The 23,283-nt window shown below is 41.7% G+C and carries 16 protein-coding genes, 4 tRNA genes and 2 pseudogenes; 11 read left to right on the forward strand and 11 right to left on the reverse strand.

Annotated features, from left to right (window positions below; translation table 11 throughout):
* The 9 genes and pseudogenes from DFP82_RS14750 to DFP82_RS00040 form a co-directional block, all read right to left on the reverse strand.
* Positions 1–76: pseudogene (locus DFP82_RS14750) on the reverse strand (hypothetical protein); the annotation flags it as partial.
* A 447-nt stretch (positions 77–523) separates the two neighbouring features.
* A tRNA-Thr gene (locus tag DFP82_RS00005) sits at positions 524–598 on the reverse strand.
* A 120-nt stretch (positions 599–718) separates the two neighbouring features.
* A tRNA-Gly gene (locus DFP82_RS00010) sits at positions 719–792 on the reverse strand.
* 83 nt (positions 793–875) lie between these two features.
* Positions 876–959: transfer RNA gene (locus DFP82_RS00015), tRNA-Tyr, on the reverse strand.
* A 67-nt stretch (positions 960–1,026) separates the two neighbouring features.
* Positions 1,027–1,102, reverse strand: a tRNA-Thr gene (locus DFP82_RS00020).
* 192 nt (positions 1,103–1,294) lie between these two features.
* Entirely contained in the window at positions 1,295–2,791 is a 1,497-nt protein-coding gene (gene trpE / locus DFP82_RS00025) for an anthranilate synthase component I (protein ID WP_110921697.1), read from the reverse strand.
* A gap of 282 nt (positions 2,792–3,073) precedes the next feature.
* Entirely contained in the window at positions 3,074–4,321 is a 1,248-nt protein-coding gene (locus tag DFP82_RS00030) for an FHA domain-containing protein (RefSeq protein WP_110921698.1), read from the reverse strand.
* A 112-nt stretch (positions 4,322–4,433) separates the two neighbouring features.
* The gene (locus DFP82_RS00035) at positions 4,434–5,288 is read right to left on the reverse strand and encodes an RsiV family protein (RefSeq protein WP_110921699.1); all 855 of its coding nucleotides are present in this window, start codon (positions 5,286–5,288) and stop codon (positions 4,434–4,436) included.
* 188 nt (positions 5,289–5,476) lie between these two features.
* Positions 5,477–7,072, reverse strand: a complete 1,596-nt coding sequence (locus DFP82_RS00040) for a peptide chain release factor 3 (RefSeq protein ID WP_110921700.1) — start codon at positions 7,070–7,072, stop codon at positions 5,477–5,479.
* Between the two features lie 410 nt (positions 7,073–7,482).
* Between DFP82_RS00040 and DFP82_RS00045 the strand changes: the two genes are divergently transcribed.
* The 6 genes from DFP82_RS00045 (at position 7,483) to DFP82_RS00070 (ending at position 14,998) form a co-directional block, all read left to right on the forward strand.
* A complete protein-coding gene (locus DFP82_RS00045; protein ID WP_110921701.1) occupies positions 7,483–7,896 on the forward strand; it encodes an organic hydroperoxide resistance protein in 414 nt (137 codons plus the stop codon).
* A gap of 256 nt (positions 7,897–8,152) precedes the next feature.
* Positions 8,153–11,131, forward strand: coding sequence for a DNA polymerase I (gene polA, locus DFP82_RS00050; protein ID WP_425450578.1), 2,979 nt, complete (start codon positions 8,153–8,155; stop codon positions 11,129–11,131).
* A gap of 307 nt (positions 11,132–11,438) precedes the next feature.
* Positions 11,439–12,599 (forward strand): hypothetical protein, encoded by a 1,161-nt coding sequence (locus tag DFP82_RS00055; protein ID WP_181416203.1) that lies wholly within the window; start codon positions 11,439–11,441, stop codon positions 12,597–12,599.
* A gap of 230 nt (positions 12,600–12,829) precedes the next feature.
* A complete protein-coding gene (locus tag DFP82_RS00060) occupies positions 12,830–13,384 on the forward strand; it encodes a hypothetical protein (RefSeq protein WP_245905562.1) in 555 nt (184 codons plus the stop codon).
* 269 nt (positions 13,385–13,653) lie between these two features.
* Positions 13,654–14,442, forward strand: coding sequence for an SDR family NAD(P)-dependent oxidoreductase (locus DFP82_RS00065; RefSeq protein ID WP_110921702.1), 789 nt, complete (start codon positions 13,654–13,656; stop codon positions 14,440–14,442).
* Positions 14,443–14,665: 223 nt separating this feature from the next.
* The gene (locus DFP82_RS00070; RefSeq protein ID WP_110921703.1) at positions 14,666–14,998 is read left to right on the forward strand and encodes a hypothetical protein; all 333 of its coding nucleotides are present in this window, start codon (positions 14,666–14,668) and stop codon (positions 14,996–14,998) included.
* 127 nt (positions 14,999–15,125) lie between these two features.
* On the opposite strand, the gene DFP82_RS00075 is transcribed toward DFP82_RS00070, so the two are convergent.
* Together DFP82_RS00075 and hemH are read right to left on the reverse strand one after the other, a co-directional pair.
* Positions 15,126–15,941, reverse strand: coding sequence for a BPSS1780 family membrane protein (locus tag DFP82_RS00075; protein WP_110921704.1), 816 nt, complete (start codon positions 15,939–15,941; stop codon positions 15,126–15,128).
* A 254-nt stretch (positions 15,942–16,195) separates the two neighbouring features.
* Positions 16,196–17,215 (reverse strand): ferrochelatase, encoded by a 1,020-nt coding sequence (gene hemH / locus DFP82_RS00080; protein WP_110921705.1) that lies wholly within the window; start codon positions 17,213–17,215, stop codon positions 16,196–16,198.
* Positions 17,216–17,680: 465 nt separating this feature from the next.
* Between hemH and metX the strand changes: the two are divergent.
* The 5 genes and pseudogenes from metX to trhO all read left to right on the forward strand — a co-directional run.
* Positions 17,681–19,009 (forward strand): annotated as a pseudogene (gene metX, locus DFP82_RS00085) (homoserine O-acetyltransferase MetX); the annotation flags it as partial.
* A 29-nt stretch (positions 19,010–19,038) separates the two neighbouring features.
* Positions 19,039–19,656 (forward strand): methionine biosynthesis protein MetW, encoded by a 618-nt coding sequence (gene metW, locus DFP82_RS00090; protein WP_110921706.1) that lies wholly within the window; start codon positions 19,039–19,041, stop codon positions 19,654–19,656.
* Positions 19,657–19,996: 340 nt separating this feature from the next.
* Positions 19,997–20,578, forward strand: a complete 582-nt coding sequence (locus DFP82_RS00095) for a tetratricopeptide repeat protein (protein WP_110921707.1) — start codon at positions 19,997–19,999, stop codon at positions 20,576–20,578.
* 123 nt (positions 20,579–20,701) lie between these two features.
* A complete protein-coding gene (locus tag DFP82_RS00100) occupies positions 20,702–22,054 on the forward strand; it encodes an AbiH family protein (RefSeq protein ID WP_110921708.1) in 1,353 nt (450 codons plus the stop codon).
* Between the two features lie 152 nt (positions 22,055–22,206).
* A complete protein-coding gene (gene trhO / locus DFP82_RS00105) occupies positions 22,207–23,280 on the forward strand; it encodes an oxygen-dependent tRNA uridine(34) hydroxylase TrhO (protein WP_245905564.1) in 1,074 nt (357 codons plus the stop codon).
* Positions 23,281–23,283 lie beyond the last annotated feature (3 nt).

Consider the following 23,283-nt stretch of genomic DNA (forward strand, 5'->3'; position numbering starts at 1 on the left):
TTTTACCGTGGTCAACGTGTCCGATGGTACCAACGTTGACATGCGGTTTTAGACGTTCAAACTTGGCCTTTGCCATGGGTATTTCCTCTTTTTTTTGGTGAATCTTTATCAATCAAAGATCAGTGAATAGCTGTTTGACGGCTCATGATGCAGGTAAGACCATCAAACCGTTGACGCTATGGTTTATCTACTAAAACTGTTCTGTAATCTTGCTAAAATCTATGCATTCAAACCATGCATTTCAACTTCATACAGATAAATATTATACTTACTTTTCAATCTATTGAACATTGCTAGCTATTATATAACATCGCTGTTGCACTAATTTATCTTACTGTAGCTTATCTACAAATAAACTTAGTATTTATTGATAAATTGACAGCACTAAAGGGCAACACCTCAGTGTCACCCTTAAATCATCAATTGCTGTACTGTATTTATAATGTTCAATATCCTATGCTTTCGATATCGATGCAACGCTGTTTAAGATAGCAAAGCAAACACAAAAAGCTTAAACAATAAATGGAGCTCATATCGAGAATTGAACTCGAGACCTCTCCCTTACCAAGGGAGTGCTCTACCGCTGAGCTATATGAGCATGTTTTTAATAACTACAGTACAAATAATATTGTAGATTTACTAAAAAAATATCACGACACAGTTATCATAAACTGATTATCGTGATGTATTATTGATAATTTTTGCGATGGTGTATATATGGAGCGGGTGGCGGGAATCGAACCCGCGTCATTAGCTTGGAAGGCTAAGGTGTTACCATTATACCACACCCGCATTTACTCTTATTCTAAAGGACTCTAATCGAGAGTCTCTAAATATATAGAGTATGCTTGGCGCTATGACAAACTTAGAAAATATGGTGGTGGGAGAAGGATTCGAACCTTCGAAGCTTTCGCGACAGATTTACAGTCTGTTGGGTTTGACCGCTCCCCAATCCCACCTTAGGTTGCTTTAAACAAAAATGGCTTTAGTTTAAGACATATTCATAAAAAGCTACTTTAAGAGAGATGGTGCCGACTGCCGGGATCGAACTGGCGACCTACTGATTACAAGTCAGTTGCTCTACCAACTGAGCTAAGTCGGCTTGTTCTCTTAAAGTGGTGGCTATTCTATCAAATATTTTGAGATGCGCAAGCTCTTTTTCATCTTTTTTTCAATTATTTTAATAAAAATATTTAAGCTATTGATTAAATTAGTATTTTTATAAATAAAGATATGGCATTAAATTGGCTTTTTACTCAAAGCATTTGTTTTTGCCACACAGATGGCTATTTAACTAGCGAATGTGCAAACCATTACACGCCATTTTTACTGCTTTTAACAAGGCGAGTGCTTTTTTATTGGTCTCATCCCATTCAGCTTCTGGAATAGAGTCCGCGACGACACCCGCACCTGCTTGGATATGGATTTTGCCACGGCGCATGACAGCCGTACGGATAGCAATAGCGGTATCCATGTTGCCATGCCAGCCCAAATACCCTACTGCACCACCAAAGACCGTTCGACGTACTGGCTCTATCTCATCAATGATTTGCATGGCGCGGATTTTGGGTGCCCCTGTTAAGGTGCCCGCTGGGAACGTCGCACAAAAGACATCCAGTGCGTCTTTATCAGGCAATATCGTACCCTCAACGTTAGAAGCAATATGCATCACTTGTGAATAGCGCTCAACAAACATCTTTTCGGTCACCTTAACACTACCGTACTCGCAAACGCGGCCAATATCATTGCGACCCAAATCAATGAGCATCAAATGCTCAGCAATTTCTTTTTTGTCATTGAGCAGTTCTTGCTCAAGTGCTTCATCTTCTACTTGATTCTGTCCACGTTTACGAGTGCCCGCCAATGGCCGCACTGTTACTTTGCCATTTTCGATACGTGATAATATCTCAGGCGATGCACCAATGATGTCAAAGCGTTTATGGTCGTCGAGCGTATAACCATGCACCAAGAACAGATAAGGTGATGGATTTAAAAACCGTAGAGCACGATAGACAGCCAGCGAGTCGCCAGTATAGTCAGCCGACAAACGCTGCGCAGGAACGACCTGCATGACATCACCTGCTAAGATGTAGTCTTTAATCTTATCCACGTCGCTACAGTACTTCTCTGCACCTGTTTGTGAGGTGAACGTCGGCGTTGGCATCACTGGCGCGCTTAAGTTTGGCATCTCTGCTAACTTCTCTTCAATTTTTTCTAATTCACGGATAGCATTACTGTAGCCATCTTCACTATTGCAGTCAGCATAGACGATGATAGATAACGTATTTTCTAAACTATCAAAAACTATCACGCTCATCGAAAGCATCAACCACATGTCTGGCATCGACATCGGATTAGGTGCATCAGACAAGCCTACGCTTGGCTCAATGACGCGTACCATGTCATAGCCAAAGTAACCTACCAGACCACCGCTAAAGCTCGGTAGCATAGCGATATCGGCTGCTGTGGGCATATTGTATTGAGCCATCAGCTGACGAATATAATCAAATGGATCATCTACTGCATTTACATCAGTCTGATCGTTTCTTTTGACCGTCATATTTCCATCTATATATTGCAAAATCAGATCACTACCCAAGCCAATCATCGAATATCGTGCCCAGCGTTCACCGCCTACAACTGACTCAAATAAATACGCTGAACCATTCAGATCACGTACCTTAGAAAACACAGATACTGGCGTTTGCGAATCCATTAGACGTTTTTTTACCAGTGGTGCATGACTAAAGCCACGGTCTTTAAAAGACTGATATTCTTCAAAGGTCATCATAGTAAGGCTCTCTTAGCAACATATTGGCAAAAGATAAAAAGAATAGAAACAATAAAAAGGTATAGTCGGTTTAATGACATTTGGATACAAGGAAGGCGAGTGAAAGTGCTACAAATAGCAGATTAAGCGAGAATGACACCGTATCCAATTTATAGAGGATTGACTATAGATAAAATATAGCGTCAACACTCTACTGAATGCTGACGCTATAGAAACTCGCTTTTACAGCTTAACCGCGAAAGATATGAGCTATCTGGCTAGTGTTGTATAAGCGACTATTGGCTATACAACGCCTTTATTAAACAACCATAAAGCTAACCCAACGATGAGAATGGCAACAAATACCCATATAAACCAACCACCGCTTGGTTTTTTCTCTATATGTCCTGCATTGGCTGGGTTGTTGACTGCCTGATTTGCCGCGTTGTTGCCTTCGGTACCAAGATCACGAGACTGGCCTAGATTGGCTGTACCTGAGAACTGTGCAGTGGCTGCTTGCTTAGCACGTAAGACATCAGGGTCAGCTTCTTCTTGCAGCTCAGTCGTCGTCGTTTTATCATGCTCTGGTTCGACTACTGGCTCTTCATTCACTACTTCTTCTTCGTGTATCACTTTTTCATGCACGGCTTCTTCATGTACAGCCGACTGCTCTACTAATGGCTCACTCTCGTCCACTACTGGCGATTCAGGCTCTGTCGCTACTACTTCTTGCTCAGCTACTTCTTCTGCGACCACTGGCTCTTCTAGTGTTTCTTCTTCTACTACAAGCTCTGGAGTATCCTCTACTGGTGCAGACTCTATACTTTCTGCGGCAGATAAGACTTCCTCGATACCTGTTTCTTTGACAATTGGCTCTTGTGGGGCTGGTTCAACTGTTTCAGTGGCATTCTCTATAGGCAGGCTAGTATCAGGTGTTTCATTTGTTGATTCTACTACTGCCTCTGACGCTGTATCGACAGTTACTGTCTCAACACTTTCGTCTGTAGCAGGAAGCATATCTTCAATACCTGTTTCTTTCACCACAGGTTCATCGATGGTTGGGTGTTCGATGATGTATTCTTCGAACTCATCTGCTTTGGTAGTAGTCTCAGTAACAGCAGCTTCAGTATTACTGTCATCAGCAGTATTCATATTAGCCGTTGCATCCTCTACCGCTACAGGTGCTAACGACTCAACATTTTCTACAGCAGCCACAGGCGCATTTACCAAAAAGCTAAAGCTGGCAAAGCCAATCGTGTCATCTACTTGCAATAGGCTTGACTGGTTGCCTTCGATACGCTGCTCATTGATAAACGTACCGTTCGATGAGTCCAAGTCTTTTACATATAACTGACCATCTAATACGCTGAGCACGGCATGATTGCGCGATACTTGCTTGCTGCCGAGTACCACATCATTATCACTGCCACGTCCGATAGATAGGCTGTCATCGACCGTCAGGGTCAGTTCTCCAAGCGCTTCTGTCAATGCATTAAGCTGCCAAGTACTCGTTGATGCTGTCGGGTTTCCGCTGTCTATATTGTTTGTCATGATGCCATTCCTTATTTTTCTATTAAATTTCAAATGATTTTAGCTAAATTATTGCCAATTTTTAAAGCGATTCTAATGTTAACCGTTATAAATAATACCGTGTCTATTTGCGCTATTTAATGATAAAACGAGGCTTGATAATACCGTTAAGCTTGCTATATGGAATGCTTAATACAGGCATACCATAAGCATATGGACCGATAGAATAATGCTGATAGCGAATGTCGATACCTTCATCCGTCATCGTTATATTATCACTCAATGTAAACGGCCAGTTTTTTTCATAACTACTGACATCGTCGTCCACCGTTTTAACCCACGTTTTATAAGCATCGTATGCAAGTGCTTCGAACTTTGATTTTTTACCTGATTGAAGCATATCATCAAGTTTAATTTGTTTTTTGGTGCTTAGATCAAATACTAAATACTCACTATAAGGCATGCCATGAGCACCACCAGTGAAGACATAGGAGGCAATTTCGAACAATTCAAAATCACTCACATGCCCCAAATACTCAGGCGTGACCATCAAACTATAAGCCCATGAACTGCCTTCAGGAATATCTATAAATTGTGAGCCAACAAAGTCATCAATCGCTGCGTTTACCGCTGCCTGATTCAGTTTCATTTTGATAGGTGCTGACTCAGTCGGTTTACTATTGACGACTAACGCATTGATACGCTCATTCGTCATATCATTTATCCAACGATGATTGGTATTCAAATATTTAATATCAATCTCTGGACAGTTATCACGCTCTACACATTGTGCTTGTATGTTTTCTGGCAACTCATAATTCAAATAATCGGTACTGCTAATGAGATTACCTGCATTTGCAGGTATAGCGACGACCACTAGCAAAAAACCACTAGCCAATAGACCCATCAGACGTGCATGACTCGCTTTCATCGATGAGCGCAGACGTAATGATGAGTTATTAATATTAAATGGATTCGTAGCGTTCATATAGCCTCTTTCATAAACATACAACATTGCTTAACATTTTACCGTAACAATAATGATGTATTGTAGGAACACTGTTTGTGTTTTAAGAAATTACCAGTTTTCAAGCGTTTATTACGTAAATTATAGGTAATAAAAAAGACACGGCTAGCGTGTCTTTAGAGATGAATCATATCGTGGGATAATGAATTTTAATGCTCACGAGTATTACTAAAAGTGATTTCTGGATAGCGATCTTGCATTAACTGCAAGTTAACCCGCGACGGTGCAAGATACGTCAGATAGCCACCACCATCGAGCGATAACTGGTCATGGGCTTTCTTCTTAAACTTGGCCAGTGCCACTTCGTCATCACAGTGAATCCAGCGTACCGTTGCAATCGATACTGGCTCAAAGATACATTGAACCTTGTACTCTTCTTTGAGGCGATGTGCGACCACTTCAAACTGTAGTACACCAACTGCACCCAAGACTAAATCGTTGTTAATCTGTGGCATAAAGACCTGTGTTGCGCCCTCTTCACTTAGCTGCTGAAGACCTTTTTGTAGCGCTTTAGATTTTAGCGGGTCTTTGAGTATCACACGGCGGAACAATTCAGGCGCAAAATGTGGAATACCGGTAAAGTTTAGCTCTTCACCTTCTGTGAAACTGTCACCGATTGAGATGGTTCCGTGGTTGTGCAAGCCGATAATATCCCCTGGATACGCTTCTTCTAATGCTTCACGATCACCTGCCAAAAAGGTCAAAGCATCAGCAATACGTACATCTTTACCCAAACGTACATGCTTTAGCTTCATACCTTTTTCATACTTGCCCGAGCAGACTCGTAAGAATGCAATACGGTCACGGTGACGCGGATCCATATTGGCCTGAATCTTAAAGACAAAACCACTAAAGTCGGTCTCAGTCGCGGCGACTTCACGCTCATTGGTCGGATGCGCTTTGGGTGGTGGTGCATATTTAACCAGAGTATCAAGTACCATATTGACACCAAAGTTACCCAGCGCTGTACCAAATAATACTGGCGTCATCTCGCCTGCTAAGAACGCTTCAACACTAAACTCTTCTAGCGCCATTTGTACGAGCTCAAGCGACTCTTCAAAGGCATCAAACATCAACGTCCCTAGACGCTCACGTATATCAGGATAATCATAACCTTCTCGGGTCTCAGAGACCGTCATCTTGCCGCCATTACCTTTTTCATAAAAGTAAGTTTTGTTTTCGGTCAAATGATACACACCCACGAAATCCTGTCCCATACCAATAGGCCAAGTCACTGGAATACATTTAATCTTTAAAACTGACTCGATTTCACTAAGCAGCTCAAGTGGCTCACGAATTTGACGATCGAGCTTGTTGACGAATGAGATAATCGGTGTGTCACGCATCCGGCAGACTTCCATCAGCTTGATGGTTCGCTCTTCGACGCCTTTTGCCCCATCGACCATCATCAATGCACTGTCTACTGCGGTCAAAGTACGATAAGTATCTTCACTAAAGTCAGCGTGACCCGGGGTATCTAGCAGGTTGACCATATGATCTTGATACGGAAACTGCATGACTGAGGTGGTAATAGAAATACCACGCTCTTGCTCCATACTCATCCAATCTGAGGTAGCATGACGATCAGTCTTACGGCCTTTTACTTCGCCCACTACCTGAATTGCCTGTCCCCACAATAGCAGTTTTTCAGTCATGGTGGTTTTACCAGCATCGGGATGCGAGATAATGGCAAAGGTGCGGCGTTTGGCCACTTCTTTGTTTAATTTCTTTGGATCTACGCTCATAGTTTTCGGCTTCAACAGTTAGTCATTTAGAAATCAATCTAAATAAATAGAATAAATAATGGACGTATTGTAGCCGATTTAGCGTCAAGGTGCAGAAATAGCGCATAAAAAAACACGCCCTAATAGTCAAATAGAGCCTATTGGCGCAATTTTTGAATTAATAGTGGCGTTCAATTTGGGCCGCTGATAAATCTTCTGTCATTGACCAAGCGAATGCCTACTACATCTATGTTTTCAGCGAATACTAGATATGAAATTCATCACAGAATCCTTCAATTACAAATACACAGTATATATTTACGACGGGGCTATACAGTTGACTTAATGGTTTGTTATGCTGAAGCTCGTATCAAAACGTACCCGTTAAATATAAAGTAACTATAAAAACTGACAACAAAAAAGGATGTGTTATGAAAACTCTATACTCTACCAAAGCAACTGTTACTGGCGGCCGCGCAGGTTCAGCCAGCTTGAGCGACAGCGATCTCACTATCAATATGGTAGCGCCAGGCTCAGGCAAAGATGGCAATAACCCAGAGCAGATGTTTGCGATAGGTTACAGCGCTTGCTTTGACGGTGCACTTGGCGCTGTTAAGCAAATGGAAAAAGCAAAGTTTGATTCACAAACGTCGATTGAAGTAGACCTATTACAAGGCGAAGGTCCTGATTATAAGCTAGCAGCTAGAATCCATGTCATTGGTGAAAACACTGAATTGTCTGCTGATGAGTTCCAGCAACTGGTTGAAAAAGCACATCAAGTATGCCCATACTCAAAAGCAACACGTGGCAACATCGATGTAGAATTGACTTCAGAAGTAAACTAATACAAGCTCGACGGTTAAGCAGCTTGATCATTAAAGCTGTTTGATTGTTAGGTAAGTTATGAAATAAAGAACTCAGTTCACACTGGGTTCTTTTTTTATGTGTGATTCAACTGTCTTATGACACGCATCATTCATATCAATAAGCAATTCAATAGGTGATACTGAACATCTCGTAACGGTTAAGCAGTTCGGCACACACTGATTTTATCGTTATAATAAGCACATATTTCTATCTAATAGCTGATAAGTGACCTTTATGACTGATCCTATGACCGACTCCATCACCGACAGTGACCACAACTCCCATCAAGCGATTGATCCTGCCGCATTACCAAACTTTGAAACCATGCCCAATGTAGCGACGATGGACACCAGTCACGTTGATAAAAACCAGCCACCTTTTATCTTGGTTGATGGCTCTTACTATCTGTTTCGCACTTATCATGCCTTACCAAAAACCATGCAAAACTCGCAAGGCCTGATAACTAATGCCATCCGTGGCACGCTCAATGCGCTGCTCAAGCTGATGCGCCGCTATCACCCTACGCATATGGCCGTCTGTTTCGATACCAAGTCACCGACTTTTCGTCATCATATGTCTGCTGACTATAAAGCGGCTCGCCCGCCCATCGACGTAGAGCTAGTAGAGCAAATTCCTTATATCCATCGCTTGGTCACAGCATTAGGTCTTCCCCTGTTGCGTATCGAAGGCGCAGAAGCCGATGATATCATCGGTACACTTGCCCATCGTGCTGTCGCTGAAGGTCATCATGTCGTCATCTCAACGGGTGACAAAGACATGATGCAGCTGGTCAATGATTGCGTTATCTTGGAAGACAGCTTTACGGGTAAAGTTACGGACACAGAAGCCGTCATTGAAAAATTCGGTATTAACCCAAATCAAATGATAGATTTTTTGACACTAATGGGTGATGCTTCAGACGGTATCAAAGGCGTGCCTGGTATCGGTAAAAAAACCGCAAAAGACTTACTCGTTGAGTATGGCGATATCGGCAATATGTTAAAGCATATTGGTTTTATCAAAGGTCGCGGTGCTAAAGGTTTGATTGAGCACGCCGATGATATTCCGTTTAATAGGAAGCTGGCTACCATCGTGACAGATTTGGCCATCGGCCAAGACTGGAATGATCTAAAAATTAATACTGATCCTAGTGCCCACATCGACGAATTACGCGAATTGTATAATGAGCTAGAGTTTAGAAACGAGCTCGCGTCTTTCGACCACCCAAATCATCCTGCAAATGGCTCGCAGAGTGTCGCTGACAGTCAAGCGAATGCTGAATCACAAGCGCAAATCGCTAAGTCGCTACAATCAAGCAGTATTGAAAATATCCAAGATAGCAAATCGCATGATAGAGCATGGCATACTGTGCTCGACGAACCCGCTTTTGAGAGTCTGGTTAAGCTATTAGAGTCTGTACCGCATTTTGTCATTGATACTGAGACAACTAGCATCTATTGGCGTCAAGCTGAAATCGTCGGTCTCTCCTTTGCTGTGCAAGCCCACGAAGCCTATTATATTCCGCTGACGCATAGTCTGGAAGGTGACGAGCTAACAACTAAACAGCTCGACCGTGATAGCGTTTTGACACGCCTAAAGCCAATTTTGGAAAATCCAAACATTGGTAAAATCGGTCAACATCTAAAATACGATGCTCATATTCTCAGTCATTATGATATCGATTTGGTCGGTGCCATTCATGAACAACCCAATAACTGGGCCATGGATACCATGCTTGCCAGCTATGTGATTAATGCTGCCGCCACTCGTCACGGTATGGATGACTTGGCACGTCATTATCTACAAACGCAAACCATCAGCTATGAAGACGTCGCTGGCAAAGGCGCTAAGCAAGTCACCTTTGATCAAGTCGCTATTGATATCGCCAGTGACTATGCTTGTGAAGATGCCGACATTACCTATCAATTATTTGAGGTGTTTAGCGTCGAGATGGCGAACGATGCCAATAATGCCAAATTGTTACACGAGCTAGAGATTCCAACGGCGGAAATACTGTGCCAAATGGAAGCGAATGGCATTCTTATCAAGCGTCCATTCTTAAACGAGCTATCAAAACGCTTTGATGAAGAAATTATCGCACTTGAAAAACGCGCTTATGAAATCGCTGGCGAAGAATTCAATCTTGGCTCACCGAAGCAGCTTGGTGAGATGTTGTTTGAAAAGCTTGGCGTTGCTGGTGGTAAAAAAACCAAGTCAGGCCAGTACTCGACTGGTGAAGCAGTACTGTCAAAAATCGATCATCCATTGGTCGATATCACGTTGGAATATCGCGGGCTGTCTAAACTAAAAAGCACCTATACTGATGCGCTCGACAATGTCGCAGATAGCGAAACTGATCGTGTACACACCAGCTATCATCAGGCACTGACCAGCACTGGGCGTTTATCTTCTACTGATCCCAATTTGCAAAACATTCCTATTCGTACCGCGACTGGTCGCTTAATTCGCCAAGCTTTTATCGCTCCAGCAGGTCGCGTGATTCTCGCAGCGGATTATTCACAAATTGAATTGCGTTTGATGGCGCATTTTTCAGGCGATAATAATTTAACGCATGCCTTTAACGAAGGTTTAGATATTCACGCTGCGACTGCCGCTGAAGTACTTGGCAAAGACGTTGCAGCTGTCACGTCAACTGAGCGTCGCAATGCCAAAGCCATTAACTTCGGACTGCTATACGGTATGAGTGCCTTTGGTCTAGCTAAGCAGCTACAAATGAGCCGTAACGAGGCGCAAGACTATATCGATATGTACTTTGATCGCTATCCAGGTGTCAAAAACTATATGATCAATACTCGTGCCAGCGCTCACGAACAAGGCTATGTCGAGACAATATTGGGCCGCAAGCTTTATACCCCTGATATCACTCACAGCAACCGAATGGTCAAGCAAGGTGCTGAACGCGCGGCGATTAATGCGCCACTTCAAGGCTCAGCAGCAGATTTAATCAAGCTTGCTATGATTGCCGTGGATAAGGTGTTGCCAAAAGCGCAAGCTAAAATGCTGCTACAAGTCCATGATGAATTGGTATTCGAAGTTGATGCAGATAAAGTTGATGAGATTAGCCAGTTGATTACTGATGCGATGCAAGGTGTTTTGACGACCACGGCTGTCGAAAAAGGCTGGAATGTAAACTTTGCTGTGCCTTTATTAGTCGAGACGGATAGTGGTCAGAACTGGGATGAGGCGCATTAATAATTACAGCATAGAATTTATTCTACGTACTTTTTAATAAAAAAGGTTAGGCATTTTGCTTAGCCTTTTTTACATTCGAAGACCTATTGAATAGTGCATTTATATTAGCAATAGTCCCTTTCTTTATCATGAAAGATAAGCTCCTTTGCTATGCAATTATAAGTAAAAGTCACCCCTCACCCCTCACCCCTCACCCCTCACCCCTCAAAAGTAGAACATTCCTAGCCATAACTTCCCTATAATTAACGACCTATGGCATAATACTTTTGTTTACCCTTTTCAGAGACCAAAACAATTGAAACCCTTCATGACGACATCAGCAAACTTTAACACCTGTACCGTTTATATAATTGCCAGTTTAGGTTTATGCACGCCAGTATGGGCGGATGCTACGCCCATTACAGATTCAGAATCAACATCAGAATCTGTAAAGATGGAAACGGCTTCGCCATATCACGATAACGATCCCAATCGCGATGAAGCCCTTAATCAACTTGGCTATCAACCTACTGAAAAGTCTGCCGAGCAACCTATTCAATTGGTACAAGAAGAGCAAGGCTGGACAGATGAACGCCGTGAAGACGTTCAAGACCAATTGCATGAATGGGCACATAAAATGGACGGCTGGTTTGGAGAACCCGATCCAAAAAAGCCTGCCAAAGCCAGCTTACGAGTCGTGCTAGATACACGCTGGGCTAATGACCCTAAAACAGGTAGCGATGTCACCGTTGAACCGAGGATTCGTGGTCGCTTACGCTTGCCTGTGCTAGAGAGACAACTAAGTCTGATTATTGGTGATGAAGAGTTGGATGAAGATACTTTTTTAAAGCAAAGCACGACAGGCAATACTTATCAAGCAACCTCCAACAACCAAGATAGACTTATTAATACTAAAAAAACGCGAGAAGACAACGCCTCTATTGCCCTACGTTGGACGCGTTTTAATGACGAGCTCGAAGATCAATTGGGAGTGAATACAGATGTCGATATCGGGATTCGTTCACTGGATGATCCTTATCTAAAAGTAAGTATCGATAAAGACTGGTATAAAAGTAAAAAACTAGAAGTGACTAGCGACAGTTTTTATCGTTATGGGCTTGATAGTGAGCACTATGTCAAAGGTGGATTAAATCTACAATATGGCGCAGATACCAATCGATTTATCAATAATAACACCACTATTCGCTATCGCAATCAAGACGAAGAAGAGCGCAAAGACTGGGATAACGACCTGAGACAGGTGCATTATTTAGGCAATGAGAAACAGCTAGCCTACGGACTCTCTGCCAGTGGTTATTTTGAAAGTGACAAATCAACCTTAAACAGTTATGGTCCTGCTATTAGTTATCGCCAACCCATTTGGCGCGAATGGCTATATATGCAGACAGAGCTAAATTACTATAATGACAAAACAGAAGATAAAGACCATTACCCTTCTGCCTTACTACGCATGGAAGCTTTGTTCTAACCCTACTACCAGTCAAGTTTTCTGAACCAGAATCAATAACAACAATTGCTAGTTATATTTAAATTTAAGAGCATTAGGCTACCTAAATTAACAATGCATTATGACCGATTAGTTATATTAATTAACAACATCAGGTCAAATTTGGCGTTATAGTAGCGGCCTATTGAGTTATATATAGCCAAATAATTTTCGTTCTAAAGTGAGCCCTTGGGCTCACTTTTTTGTATTTTATGAATCAGGAGATCACCATTATCACTGAAAATAGTATTATCGAAATTGGTGAAGCCATTATCTTAACTTTATGTTTGCTACGCTGCTTACAGTATTCAGTGCAAAGCCGTGTCCTACAAGGTCGCTATTTTTGGCTTGCCTCCGTTTTAGTTTTCTTCAGTGTTATTCGCAGAGAGCTGAGTTATTTGTCTGATTTATTAGTGCCAGAAGACTTTTTGCTGATCGGCCATTCTTACGACTGGTGGGAAGATAGGATATTGCTGGTCATCATTGTGGCGATGCTTATATTGCTAGTCCATGCGCGCCGTTATTTTTGGAGCGTTCTGAAAAATGTCCCAAAATCGTTATATCTAGGTGTTGCTGTCTTAGCAGTACTGCAATATATGGGTGAAAATGCGATTATATTCCCACATGAATTTGGCGAGGTCGTCGAAGAAACATCAGAAAATATCATCTATATGATTGCGCTGATTTACTTGTGGCAATTTAAATTATCGATATTTGAAAACCTACCAAGCAGTCAGAAAAAATTCACTGTGCTGAATCAACAGTAGTACAGACGATGATTGTGGAGTTTGTGATGCAATTAAACTCTACTAGAAGTCATCACAATATAGTTATCATCATATGAGTATTGTTGTATGTCCATCGCAAAGTATCAAATCAGTACTGCTGTAGTGTTTGAGCCATAGTTTGCTATACTGAAATGCAAACACCAAAAACAATGACAATTGTGGCCATCATGTTAGTGTTGTCGCTCGATATTGACGTCTGGCATTAACCTTTAATTTACAGCATCTGAATAACTATTGAGTGAATGACTATGAACATATTGATTACAGGCGCATCACGAGGCATTGGTCTGGCAACAGCAAAAAAACTGGCAGCAAAAGGCCATAATGTCGGGCTATTTGCTACTAATACCACTACGCTTAAACAGGCGATTACCGATAAAGCATTTAAAAAATCGCTCAAACAAAAGCGTGTGATAACGGGTCAGCTTGATGTTACGCAGCCTGACTCATGGGACAATGCTATTACTCAGATGATTGATAATTTTGGCAGTATCGATGCGTTGGTTAATAATGCTGGCGTACTGGTCACTGGCGCATTACCGACGACTAACCTAGATGAGCAACTGGCTCTCATTGACGTCAACTGTAAAGGCGTACTCATTGGCTGTCATAAACTGGCACCTTATTTAGCCGATAATAAAAACGGCAAAATCATTAATGTATCGTCTGCGTCTGCTATTTATGGTCAGCCTGAAGTTGCGAATTACGCTGCCAGTAAGTTCTTTGTACGAGGTCTCACTGAAGGGCTTAATATTGAGTATGAAAAGTTGGGCATCAAAGTTATCGACGTCATGCCGCTATGGGTCAAATCTGACATGACAGCAGACATCGAAGTAACCAGTATTGATCGCTTGGGCATCAACTTAGACGTCAATGATGTCGCAAAAACCCTGTGCAAACTCACCACAAGCCCTAATCGTAAGCTGAGAAGCACGCATTATTCTGTCGGCCTTCCAGCTAAGTTGTTTCAGACACTAGCACAAGTGGCCCCTGACTCATTGATACGCTGGGTAAATACTAAAGTGGGTGCAAAGTAGCTCATTAAGCTAGCAACACTACGCTCATTAAAGTATAAAAAATGGCTACCGAATTTCGGTGGCCTTTTTGCTTACTAGGGCGCGCCCTCATCTTAAAAGTCTTGCCTTACATTTTTTGAACATCCTGTGACACCTTAATACTATCAGTGATACTCATAACGCGTCACACTAACCATGATAAATAAGACAAATCACAATGATCAATAATAATAAGGAAACCACTATGGATAACATTAAAAGCCCACTACCAGAAACAATGGATCATATAGAAGGCGATACAAATATCAATGATAACAGCCAAGAAATTGATTTAGACAATCCGATGTTGCATACCACCGACAACGATGATGCGATTGATAACAGTGTAGGGTTTAATAACTCCGAAGCAGGCAGTGGTGCGACCCAAGGACTGACACCTGTGCATCGTCAAAATATCGATGAGTCGCGTGTCGATGAGATTTTGGTTCAGGACAACCTTGATGACAGCGATTATCCAGATGCGATGGATATCGCTGATAGAGAAGCGGCTGAACGTAGCAACGATGATGATTTTTAGCAATTAATACGGCTGTTGATACAACACTTTGGTCAAAAAAAAGCACGCTTAATTATATTAAGCGTGCTTTTTTATCGATCATGACGTAGATTAGATTTTGCTAAAAACCACCTTCACTAAAGATGACTTACGCCGCTGATAACGGCTGATCGGTCCACACATCGCGATAACTGGTGTAATAAGTAATCATACCTATTGGGAGCAGTATTAGAATACCCAGTCCCAATGTAAAGATGACGGCTAATATCATAATTATGGGAGCAACTATCCAAAAAACCAAAAACGGTAGAATGTTTTTTAAACAGCCTTTAAAGCTCATTTTCATCGCTCGAACAGGTTCAATGTCGTGAAGTACAATTAAAGCAGGTGCAAACCAAATGGCCATTAATACAGGGAATAACAGTAAAAAAACCAATAAAGTCCCTATCGCCATGCCTACAATCGCAACATCACTTGACTCTTGAGCTAAGGATGCAAACATACTGCCGAATACGATCAGCATCGGTATCATCATGACAATCATAGCCACTAGATACAGTACAAATAAAACAATTAATGGCATAAGATGAGTATTGAAGGCCGAAAAGAGATGATCAAATTTCAATTCTCTGCCCGTAGCTTGGTCAGCACAGCCCTTTATGATTCCACCAACAAATACAAAAGATATGAAAGGGAAAATAAAGTTTATCACAGGGACACTACTACCAATGACAGCGATGATTAGGTAAGCAACACCAATCGCTAACCACAATAAGAATTGATCTTTAAATATTGCAAATGCCTTGGTAATCCAGTTTACACCCCATCCTGCTTGGCAAACTCGCGGTTCTGCTAATAACTGTGGCAACAAATTACCATATTCATCCATTGGCGGTAAGTTCGGTGGTTGGCCGTTAGGTTTTTGCAATGATATAGGGTTCAGTGAATCGTTCAAGCTAGACATGCTTATCCTCAAAAATAAAGTGGTACAAATATAAAATTAAGCAACTATGTAAAAATAGCAAACAGCACAAAATAAAAATCTGCTTGGCGTATTGTTACATACCAGCAACAAAAAATCTCAACTTTATTCTATTGATATGACACATACAAAAAAATACCGAACATCATGTCCGGTATTTTTATCATTTATTCATTATAGCTATAATAGCCATTACATCAATGACATCAATGATATCTAGCCGTCAAATTCAGTGACTAAGCCCAACCATCCAGTGTGCCGGCCCAACCTTTAACCAATGGCGCACTAAGCGCTTCAAGCAAATCAATATGCGCATCGTCAAGATTCAAAGCCGGAATATAATGATACTCTTGCCCGCCCGCATGGAGAAAGTTTTCACGGTTCTCGATGGCCAGCTCTTCTAGCGTCTCTAAGCAATCCGCTGAAAATGCCGGACTAATCACTTGTACCGAGCGCACGCCAGACTTGCCCCACTCTTCTAGTACTACATCAGTATACGGCTTGACCCACTCTTGTTTACCGAAGCGCGACTGGAAACTAATAATCCATTCATCTTCTGTTAGACCAAGCGCATGAGCGACTTGTGCTGCAGTACATTTACAACGCTTGGGATAGGGATCACCCTTGTCAGCATAGGGCTGCGGAATACCATGAAAGCTAAACATCAGCTTTTCAGGCTTGCCATGTATAGCTTGGAAGCGACGAATCGAATCTGCCAATGCCTGAATATAAAGTGGATGCGCGAAGTAATCTTTTACAATCGTATAGTTCGGCAAATTACGTTGCTTCAGTGTCCATTTTGTCAATGCATCATAAACCGCGCCGCCTGAAGAGGCTGAATACTGTGGAAACAATGGCAAGATAACAAAATGATCAACACCCTCACTGCGTAGATTATCCATCACGTCAGGCAAGCCAGGATTGCCATAACTCATCGCAGGATGCACAGACACACGAAACGGCGCAGCAGTATCTGCTAAACGTGGCTCTAACATCTCAACTTGGCTTTTTAATATCTTACGAATTGGCGAGTCGCCTTCCCAGATACTGGCGTATGCCTTTGCCACACGTTTAGGGCGGCTGGGTAATACAAACAAGTTAAGAATAATCGCCCATAAAAATTTGGGAATCTCAATCACACGTGGGTCTGACAAAAACTGTTTTAGGTAACGACGTACAGCAGGTGCTGTTGGCTCATCTGGAGTACCTAGGTTCACTAATAGGACGGCAATACGTGGTGGCAGTTTAGGTTTCATAGCAGCACTATTTTATTAGGTTAATTGAAAAGGAATCAGGTAAAAGATTATTAAGTCATTATTAAATAAATGCCTTATTAGTGTAGCATTTTATCCATTAATGACGCGTGGTAAAAGCACCCCTATACAATTTGATACGCAGTTGCTGTTCATTTGCCGTTGATTATTGATGACTTGCTACTTGCGACTTATTCTTTATTTGACTATGGCCCATCTTCCAAAAAACTACGCTCAAAAGGCGCGCTCGATGGTTGTACTCCTACGCGCATCCCCATACAATAGGTAAGCCCAGTTTATAAAAACCGTGTAGGTAAAATAGCCTGTCAACAACGTGCCATTTTGCTTTTATTTTATTGATGATTGTTGTATTGCGAGGTAGCTTTGAACGCACGCTCTGATAATACCAGTGACCAGTTCCCCACAGATACATCCGATTCAATTGACTCAACCAGTGCAGCTGGCACGGTGGGCTCAGTCGGAATCGTCACGCCCCAGATTTTTCATTTTGCTGAGCCATTGACCTTAGAGTGTAATCGCACCTTGCCCTCATTCGATTTAATCATCGAGACTTACGGCACGCTCAATAGCGATAAATCAAATGCCATACTTATCTGTCACGCCTTATCTGGTAGCCATCATGCGGCAGGACTGCATAGTGCCGATGATAAAAAGGCGGGCTGGTGGGACAATATGATTGGCCCTAATAAAGCCATCGATACCAATCAATTTTATGTGGTCTGCGTGAATAACATCGGCAGCTGTTTTGGCTCGACAGGCCCAACGACGCTTAATCCTGATAGCATCAGCGCAGATGACGAAAGCACTGGCAGCGAACCGTCGGTTTATGGCCCTGACTTTCCACTCGTTACGATTAAAGATTGGGTGAAAACGCAAGCCATGCTCTCAGATCGTCTGGGTATCGACATTTGGCATGCCATCGTTGGCGGCTCGATGGGCGGTATGCAGGCATTGCAATGGTCTGTTGATTATCCAAAGCGACTCAAGCGCTGTGTGGTCATTGCTAGTACGCCTAAGCTATCGGCTCAAAATATCGCCTTTAATGAAGTGGCGCGTCAGTCTATATTGTCTGACCCTGACTTCAAAGATGGTCGCTACTTACAAGCAGGCACCTACCCTCGTCGCGGGCTGATATTGGCGCGCATGGTTGGTCATATTACTTATTTGACCGATGATGCAATGAAGGCAAAATTTGGTCGTGATCTAAAATCCGGCAAGTTTATGTATGGCTACGATGTCGAGTTCCAAGTCGAAAGCTATCTACGCTATCAAGGCGAACGCTTTAGCGAAAATTTCGATGCCAATACCTATTTACTGATGACCAAAGCCTTAGATTATTTTGACCCGACGCGCGACTATCCAATACGTGACTATCCATCTGCCATAGAAACAGTTGCTATAGACTCCACAGAACCCGCAGCACAACTTGAGAATTCAATCGCGGCTTCAGTCGAATCTAGTAAAAACAGTACGCAAGTTGAGCTAGAAGATGCAGTAGCGACGATTGAAGATATTGAATCTGATCGTCAGCAAGAGCTGTCTGCACTCAAAGCGGCCTTTGCTCATACTCAATGCCAATACCTAGTGGTCTCATTTACCACTGATTGGCGCTTTGCACCGGAGCGTTCACAAGAGATTGTCGATGCACTAATGGCCACTGGCAAACCCGTCAACTATATCAATGTTGACGCACCGCATGGCCATGATTCTTTCTTATTTGATATTCCACGTTATATGGGTGCGGTCAGAGGGTTTTTAACTGCGCCGTTTATTTCTGGCAAAAGTACCGCTACAGGAGACCGCTCATGAGAATGGATCATCAATTGGCTGAGCGTTGGATTGCCCCGCATTCGCATGTGCTAGATTTGGGCTGTGGTAATGGCGAACTACTCGCTCATCTACAACAAAATCGCGGCGTGACTGGCTACGGACTTGAGATTGACGAAGAAAAAATCAACGATGGCATCGCAAAAGGCTTATCTATTATCGAGCAAGACCTCAATGATGGTCTGGCACGCTTCGCTGATAACAGTTTCGACACCGTCGTCATGGCACGTGCGCTGCAAGCAGTGAAATCGCCTGATGTGCTATTGCTTGATATGCTACGTGTGGCCCGCGAAGCCGTCATCACCTTCCCTAACTTTGCCCACTGGCAAAACCGCCTGCATCTAGGGCTGAAAGGCATGATGCCTGTATCAGAAGCGCTACCTTACGAATGGTACAACACGCCAAACATTCATCTGTGTACGTTTAAAGATTTTGAGCAGCTCTGTGCCAAGCATGACATTCATATCGTCAATCGCTTTGCCGTCAGTGATTCTGAAAAAGGTCATACGCCACTGATGAAAGCGCTAATAAGACAAGCTCCCAATCTGTTAGCAGATGTCGCTATTTACAGAGTGACTAAACGTACATCAGATTAATATTATCGATGCAGATGCTTGCCTCTTAGCCTCAAAATATTGATATCTGAGTAACTGTATGATTTTGTTACAAACAATATTGGGTAAATTACCGTTAACTTAGGTAATTAGTATTTGAGTTTCGTAAACTTGGGTGTTAAGCTAGCAAAATAATGTTGGCCATGCCCTAATTCCGACCGTTTATCGTGTCAATTAAGGTTAACCAACCCTCAAACATTAAATATATTGCTAATAATTAGGTCAGTTAGTCTCGCTGGATGTCCCCTAATTGTTATCGCCGTCTAAATCTCTTTAGCGGTGCAACTCTTTTGCTTATTAACTGCCTAATTTTGGAGCTGCTATGAAATTATTAAAAGCTGCGTTGTTCACTGCATTGTTCTCTTGTGCAGGTCTTGCCAACGCTGAGTTAATATCAAACGTACCACTTGATACGTCACGTTTTGAGCTAATGCCAATCAGCGAGCTATCCAGTCGTGCTGCCCAAGGCAATGACCATGCTCAGTTCTATTTAGCCAAACGCCTACAAAAAGGTGAAGGTGTTGCACAAAACACCCAACAAGCCGTTCAGTGGTATACCAAAGCAGCTCAGCAAGGCGTTGCTCCTGCTCAGTTAAATTTGGCCATCATGTACTTGCGTGGCGAAGGTGTACAGCCTAACCTACAACAAGCCCGTGGTTGGTTAGAAAAAGCCGCCATGCGTGGCGACAACCGTGCCAGCTATACGCTTGCATTGTTAGATGAAAAGCAAAAGAATTTGGTCGATGCTTATAAATGGTATGATTTGGCTGCCCGTGATGGCATGCTAGACGAAAAAGTACGCACCAAAGCTCGTGGTAAGATTGGTCAGTTGGCATTGAACTTATCAAGCTCAGACATCGCTAGTGCCCGTAGCAAAGCCGATAGCTGGTTTCAGAGTAAGTAAATCTAGCTACATACAGTTTTAGTTTGAAAATAAAAATCCAGCCTTTGAGCTGGATTTTTTGTGTTTGATGCTATAGTTATTTTTGTTTGTAAGCATAGTGATATAAATCCAAGGAACATTTGTATGAGTGGAACAAGAAAAATACTAATATTGGGTAATGGATTTGATTTAGCACATTTCTTACCGACTAAGTATGACCACTTTATGTATGCCATGCGTAATGTGGAAAATTATGATAAAGATACTCCAATGACTTTTCAGGAGTTATATACAGACTTGATAAGTGATGAAAATTACTTCTTTGAGAATACTATCAAATTGTATAAAACTGAAGAAGCTACCTTACCGCTAGAAGAAGTTAAAGAGCTTCAAGATGACTTAAATAAAAATGGTTGGTTTCAATACTTTAAAAGCTATATTGATAGTGGTATTGAAACATGGATAGACTTTGAAAATGAGATGGAAGTGGTGCTAAGTGCTGTCTGTTATATAATATCGGAGATAGAGAAAAATTCAGGATACCTCAAACATATTCCATATGTTGATAGTTTAATTTTAATTGATAAAATATTCAATAAAGATATTAAAAGAAAATATCCATTTATCAACAATTTACTAGAAAAATTTTCTATAACGGATAAAAATTCTAAACATGCAGGCACGCAAATGGTATTCGATCAGGGTTTTGTTAAATACTATTTAGGAAAACCTATCGATATATGCGCTTCCAGCTTGTTGAAGCACTTAGAAGAAGACTTGATTAGTTTTATTGAGATATTTTCTAAGTATATTGCCTTTATTGACAAACTAGAATTAAAAAATACTCTCAAAAATCCAGAAATTTTTGAAAAAGATTTGGATGCTATTTATAGTTTCAATTATTCATCTACTATTGATCGTTTGTATAATCATTCCAATATTAATTTTATACATGGTAAAGCTGGTAAAAATAGTAATAAAAAAATTGTTCTAGGTATTTCAGAGCTTCAAAATCAAGTACTAATAGACAATAAATCTTATGGATTCGTTAAATACTATCAAAAGCTCGTCAACAATACTGATTATCAGTTTCTGAAATCTAACTCTCCAGTTGTAGAGTTGGAACAAAATATGAAAGGCCAAGGTCTAACGAAGTACCACCCTATCGAAATTTATATCTGGGGTCATTCTTTAGACTCATCAGACAGCGATTATATCCATGAAATTTTTTCGTTTAATCAGGGAGAGAAACCATCTATTAGAGTCATTGTCTATTACTATTTAAAGCCGCATGCTCAATTATCCAATCTGATAGATATACTAGATAAAGATACTATTGAAACTTGGATGAAAAATAAGTGGTTAGAATTTATGGAAATGCCTAATATACAAGAGTTAAATTCCGATAACAATTACATTGATAGTAGTATCAGTGAATTCTCTAAAACTGTATCTAGTCCAAAAGAAACGTTTAGACCAAAGATAAATATGTACTAATATTTCTCTTCCATTCAAAACCCATCTAAAATTTGCTACACTACGCGCGTATTAGCTAATTCCACAATCAGACTAATGTTATGAGCTATACTAATTAGTTTTAACAAATACTTTACGCACTGGGTTTACGACCTAGCCAGCAGGAGAAAAACATGAGTACCATTCAAGACAGTACCACTCACACCCCTACTACAAATGACAACCAATCAGCGCCCGTTTACGATAGCGTGACTAATAATATCGTCGTTGCTGCACTCTATAAGTTCACGCGCTTTGCGGACTTTGAGCAATACCGTGAGCCAATCTTAAATACCATGCTTGAAAATGACGTTAAAGGCACCTTGTTAATTGCCGCTGAAGGCATTAACGGTACGATTTCTGGTACACGCCAAGGTATTGATAATGTCCTTGAATATCTGCGTAGTATCGAAGCGATTGGCACGTTCACTTTTAAAGAATCGTATACCAACGAGCAGCCATTCTATCGCACCAAAGTAAAGCTCAAAAAAGAAATCGTTACCATGGGTGTTGAAAACATCGATCCTTTGCAATCAGTCGGCCGCTATGTAAAACCAAGCGATTGGAATGCACTAATCTCTGATCCTGATGTCATTCTGATCGATACTCGTAACGATTACGAAGTACAAATCGGTACCTTTAAAAATGCTGTCAATCCAAATACTGAGACCTTCCGTGAGTTCCCAGAATACGTGGCAAAAGAGATGGATCCGGCTAAGCATAAAAAAGTAGCAATGTTCTGTACTGGTGGCATTCGCTGCGAAAAATCCACTGCCTATATGCGTGAGCAAGGGTTTAAAGAGGTTTATCACTTAGAAGGCGGCATCCTAAAATATCTAGAAGAAGTGCCTGCTAGCGACTCTATGTGGGAAGGTGATTGCTTTGTCTTTGACAACCGTGTATCGGTCAATCACAATTTAGAAAAAGGCAGCTACGAGCAATGTTTCGCTTGCCGCATGCCCATTACTGTCGATGACATGCAAAGCAGTGCTTACATTAAAGGCGAGTCATGCCCGCATTGTATCGATAAAGCGACTGATGAACAAAAAGCGCGCTTTCGTGAACGTGAACACCAAATGCAATTGGCCAAAAAACGTGGTGAAGCGCATATCGGCAGCGACGTAATAGATGTGATAGAGAAACGCAAAGCCGCTAAGGTTGAAGCACAACGTTTAGCTGATGCAGCAAATCAAGCCAAAAAAAAATAAACA

The sequence above is a fragment of the Psychrobacter fozii genome (assembly GCF_003217155.1).
Taxonomy (GTDB): Bacteria; Pseudomonadota; Gammaproteobacteria; order Pseudomonadales; family Moraxellaceae; genus Psychrobacter; species Psychrobacter fozii.

Coding starts and splice junctions, on each gene's coding strand:
- DFP82_RS00040 (WP_110921700.1), bottom strand. CDS start 7,072: ATGAGCGTAGATCCAAAGAAATTAAACAAAGAAGTGGCCAAACGCCGC.
- trhO (WP_245905564.1), top strand. CDS start 22,207: ATGAGTACCATTCAAGACAGTACCACTCACACCCCTACTACAAATGAC.
- polA (WP_425450578.1), top strand. CDS start 8,153: ATGACTGATCCTATGACCGACTCCATCACCGACAGTGACCACAACTCC.
- DFP82_RS00045 (WP_110921701.1), top strand. CDS start 7,483: ATGAAAACTCTATACTCTACCAAAGCAACTGTTACTGGCGGCCGCGCA.
- DFP82_RS00035 (WP_110921699.1), bottom strand. CDS start 5,288: ATGAACGCTACGAATCCATTTAATATTAATAACTCATCATTACGTCTG.
- DFP82_RS00060 (WP_245905562.1), top strand. CDS start 12,830: ATGAATCAGGAGATCACCATTATCACTGAAAATAGTATTATCGAAATT.
- DFP82_RS00070 (WP_110921703.1), top strand. CDS start 14,666: ATGGATAACATTAAAAGCCCACTACCAGAAACAATGGATCATATAGAA.
- DFP82_RS00030 (WP_110921698.1), bottom strand. CDS start 4,321: ATGACAAACAATATAGACAGCGGAAACCCGACAGCATCAACGAGTACT.
- DFP82_RS00065 (WP_110921702.1), top strand. CDS start 13,654: ATGAACATATTGATTACAGGCGCATCACGAGGCATTGGTCTGGCAACA.
- DFP82_RS00100 (WP_110921708.1), top strand. CDS start 20,702: ATGAGTGGAACAAGAAAAATACTAATATTGGGTAATGGATTTGATTTA.
- metW (WP_110921706.1), top strand. CDS start 19,039: ATGAGAATGGATCATCAATTGGCTGAGCGTTGGATTGCCCCGCATTCG.
- DFP82_RS00095 (WP_110921707.1), top strand. CDS start 19,997: ATGAAATTATTAAAAGCTGCGTTGTTCACTGCATTGTTCTCTTGTGCA.
- DFP82_RS00075 (WP_110921704.1), bottom strand. CDS start 15,941: ATGTCTAGCTTGAACGATTCACTGAACCCTATATCATTGCAAAAACCT.
- trpE (WP_110921697.1), bottom strand. CDS start 2,791: ATGATGACCTTTGAAGAATATCAGTCTTTTAAAGACCGTGGCTTTAGT.
- hemH (WP_110921705.1), bottom strand. CDS start 17,215: ATGAAACCTAAACTGCCACCACGTATTGCCGTCCTATTAGTGAACCTA.
- DFP82_RS00055 (WP_181416203.1), top strand. CDS start 11,439: ATGACGACATCAGCAAACTTTAACACCTGTACCGTTTATATAATTGCC.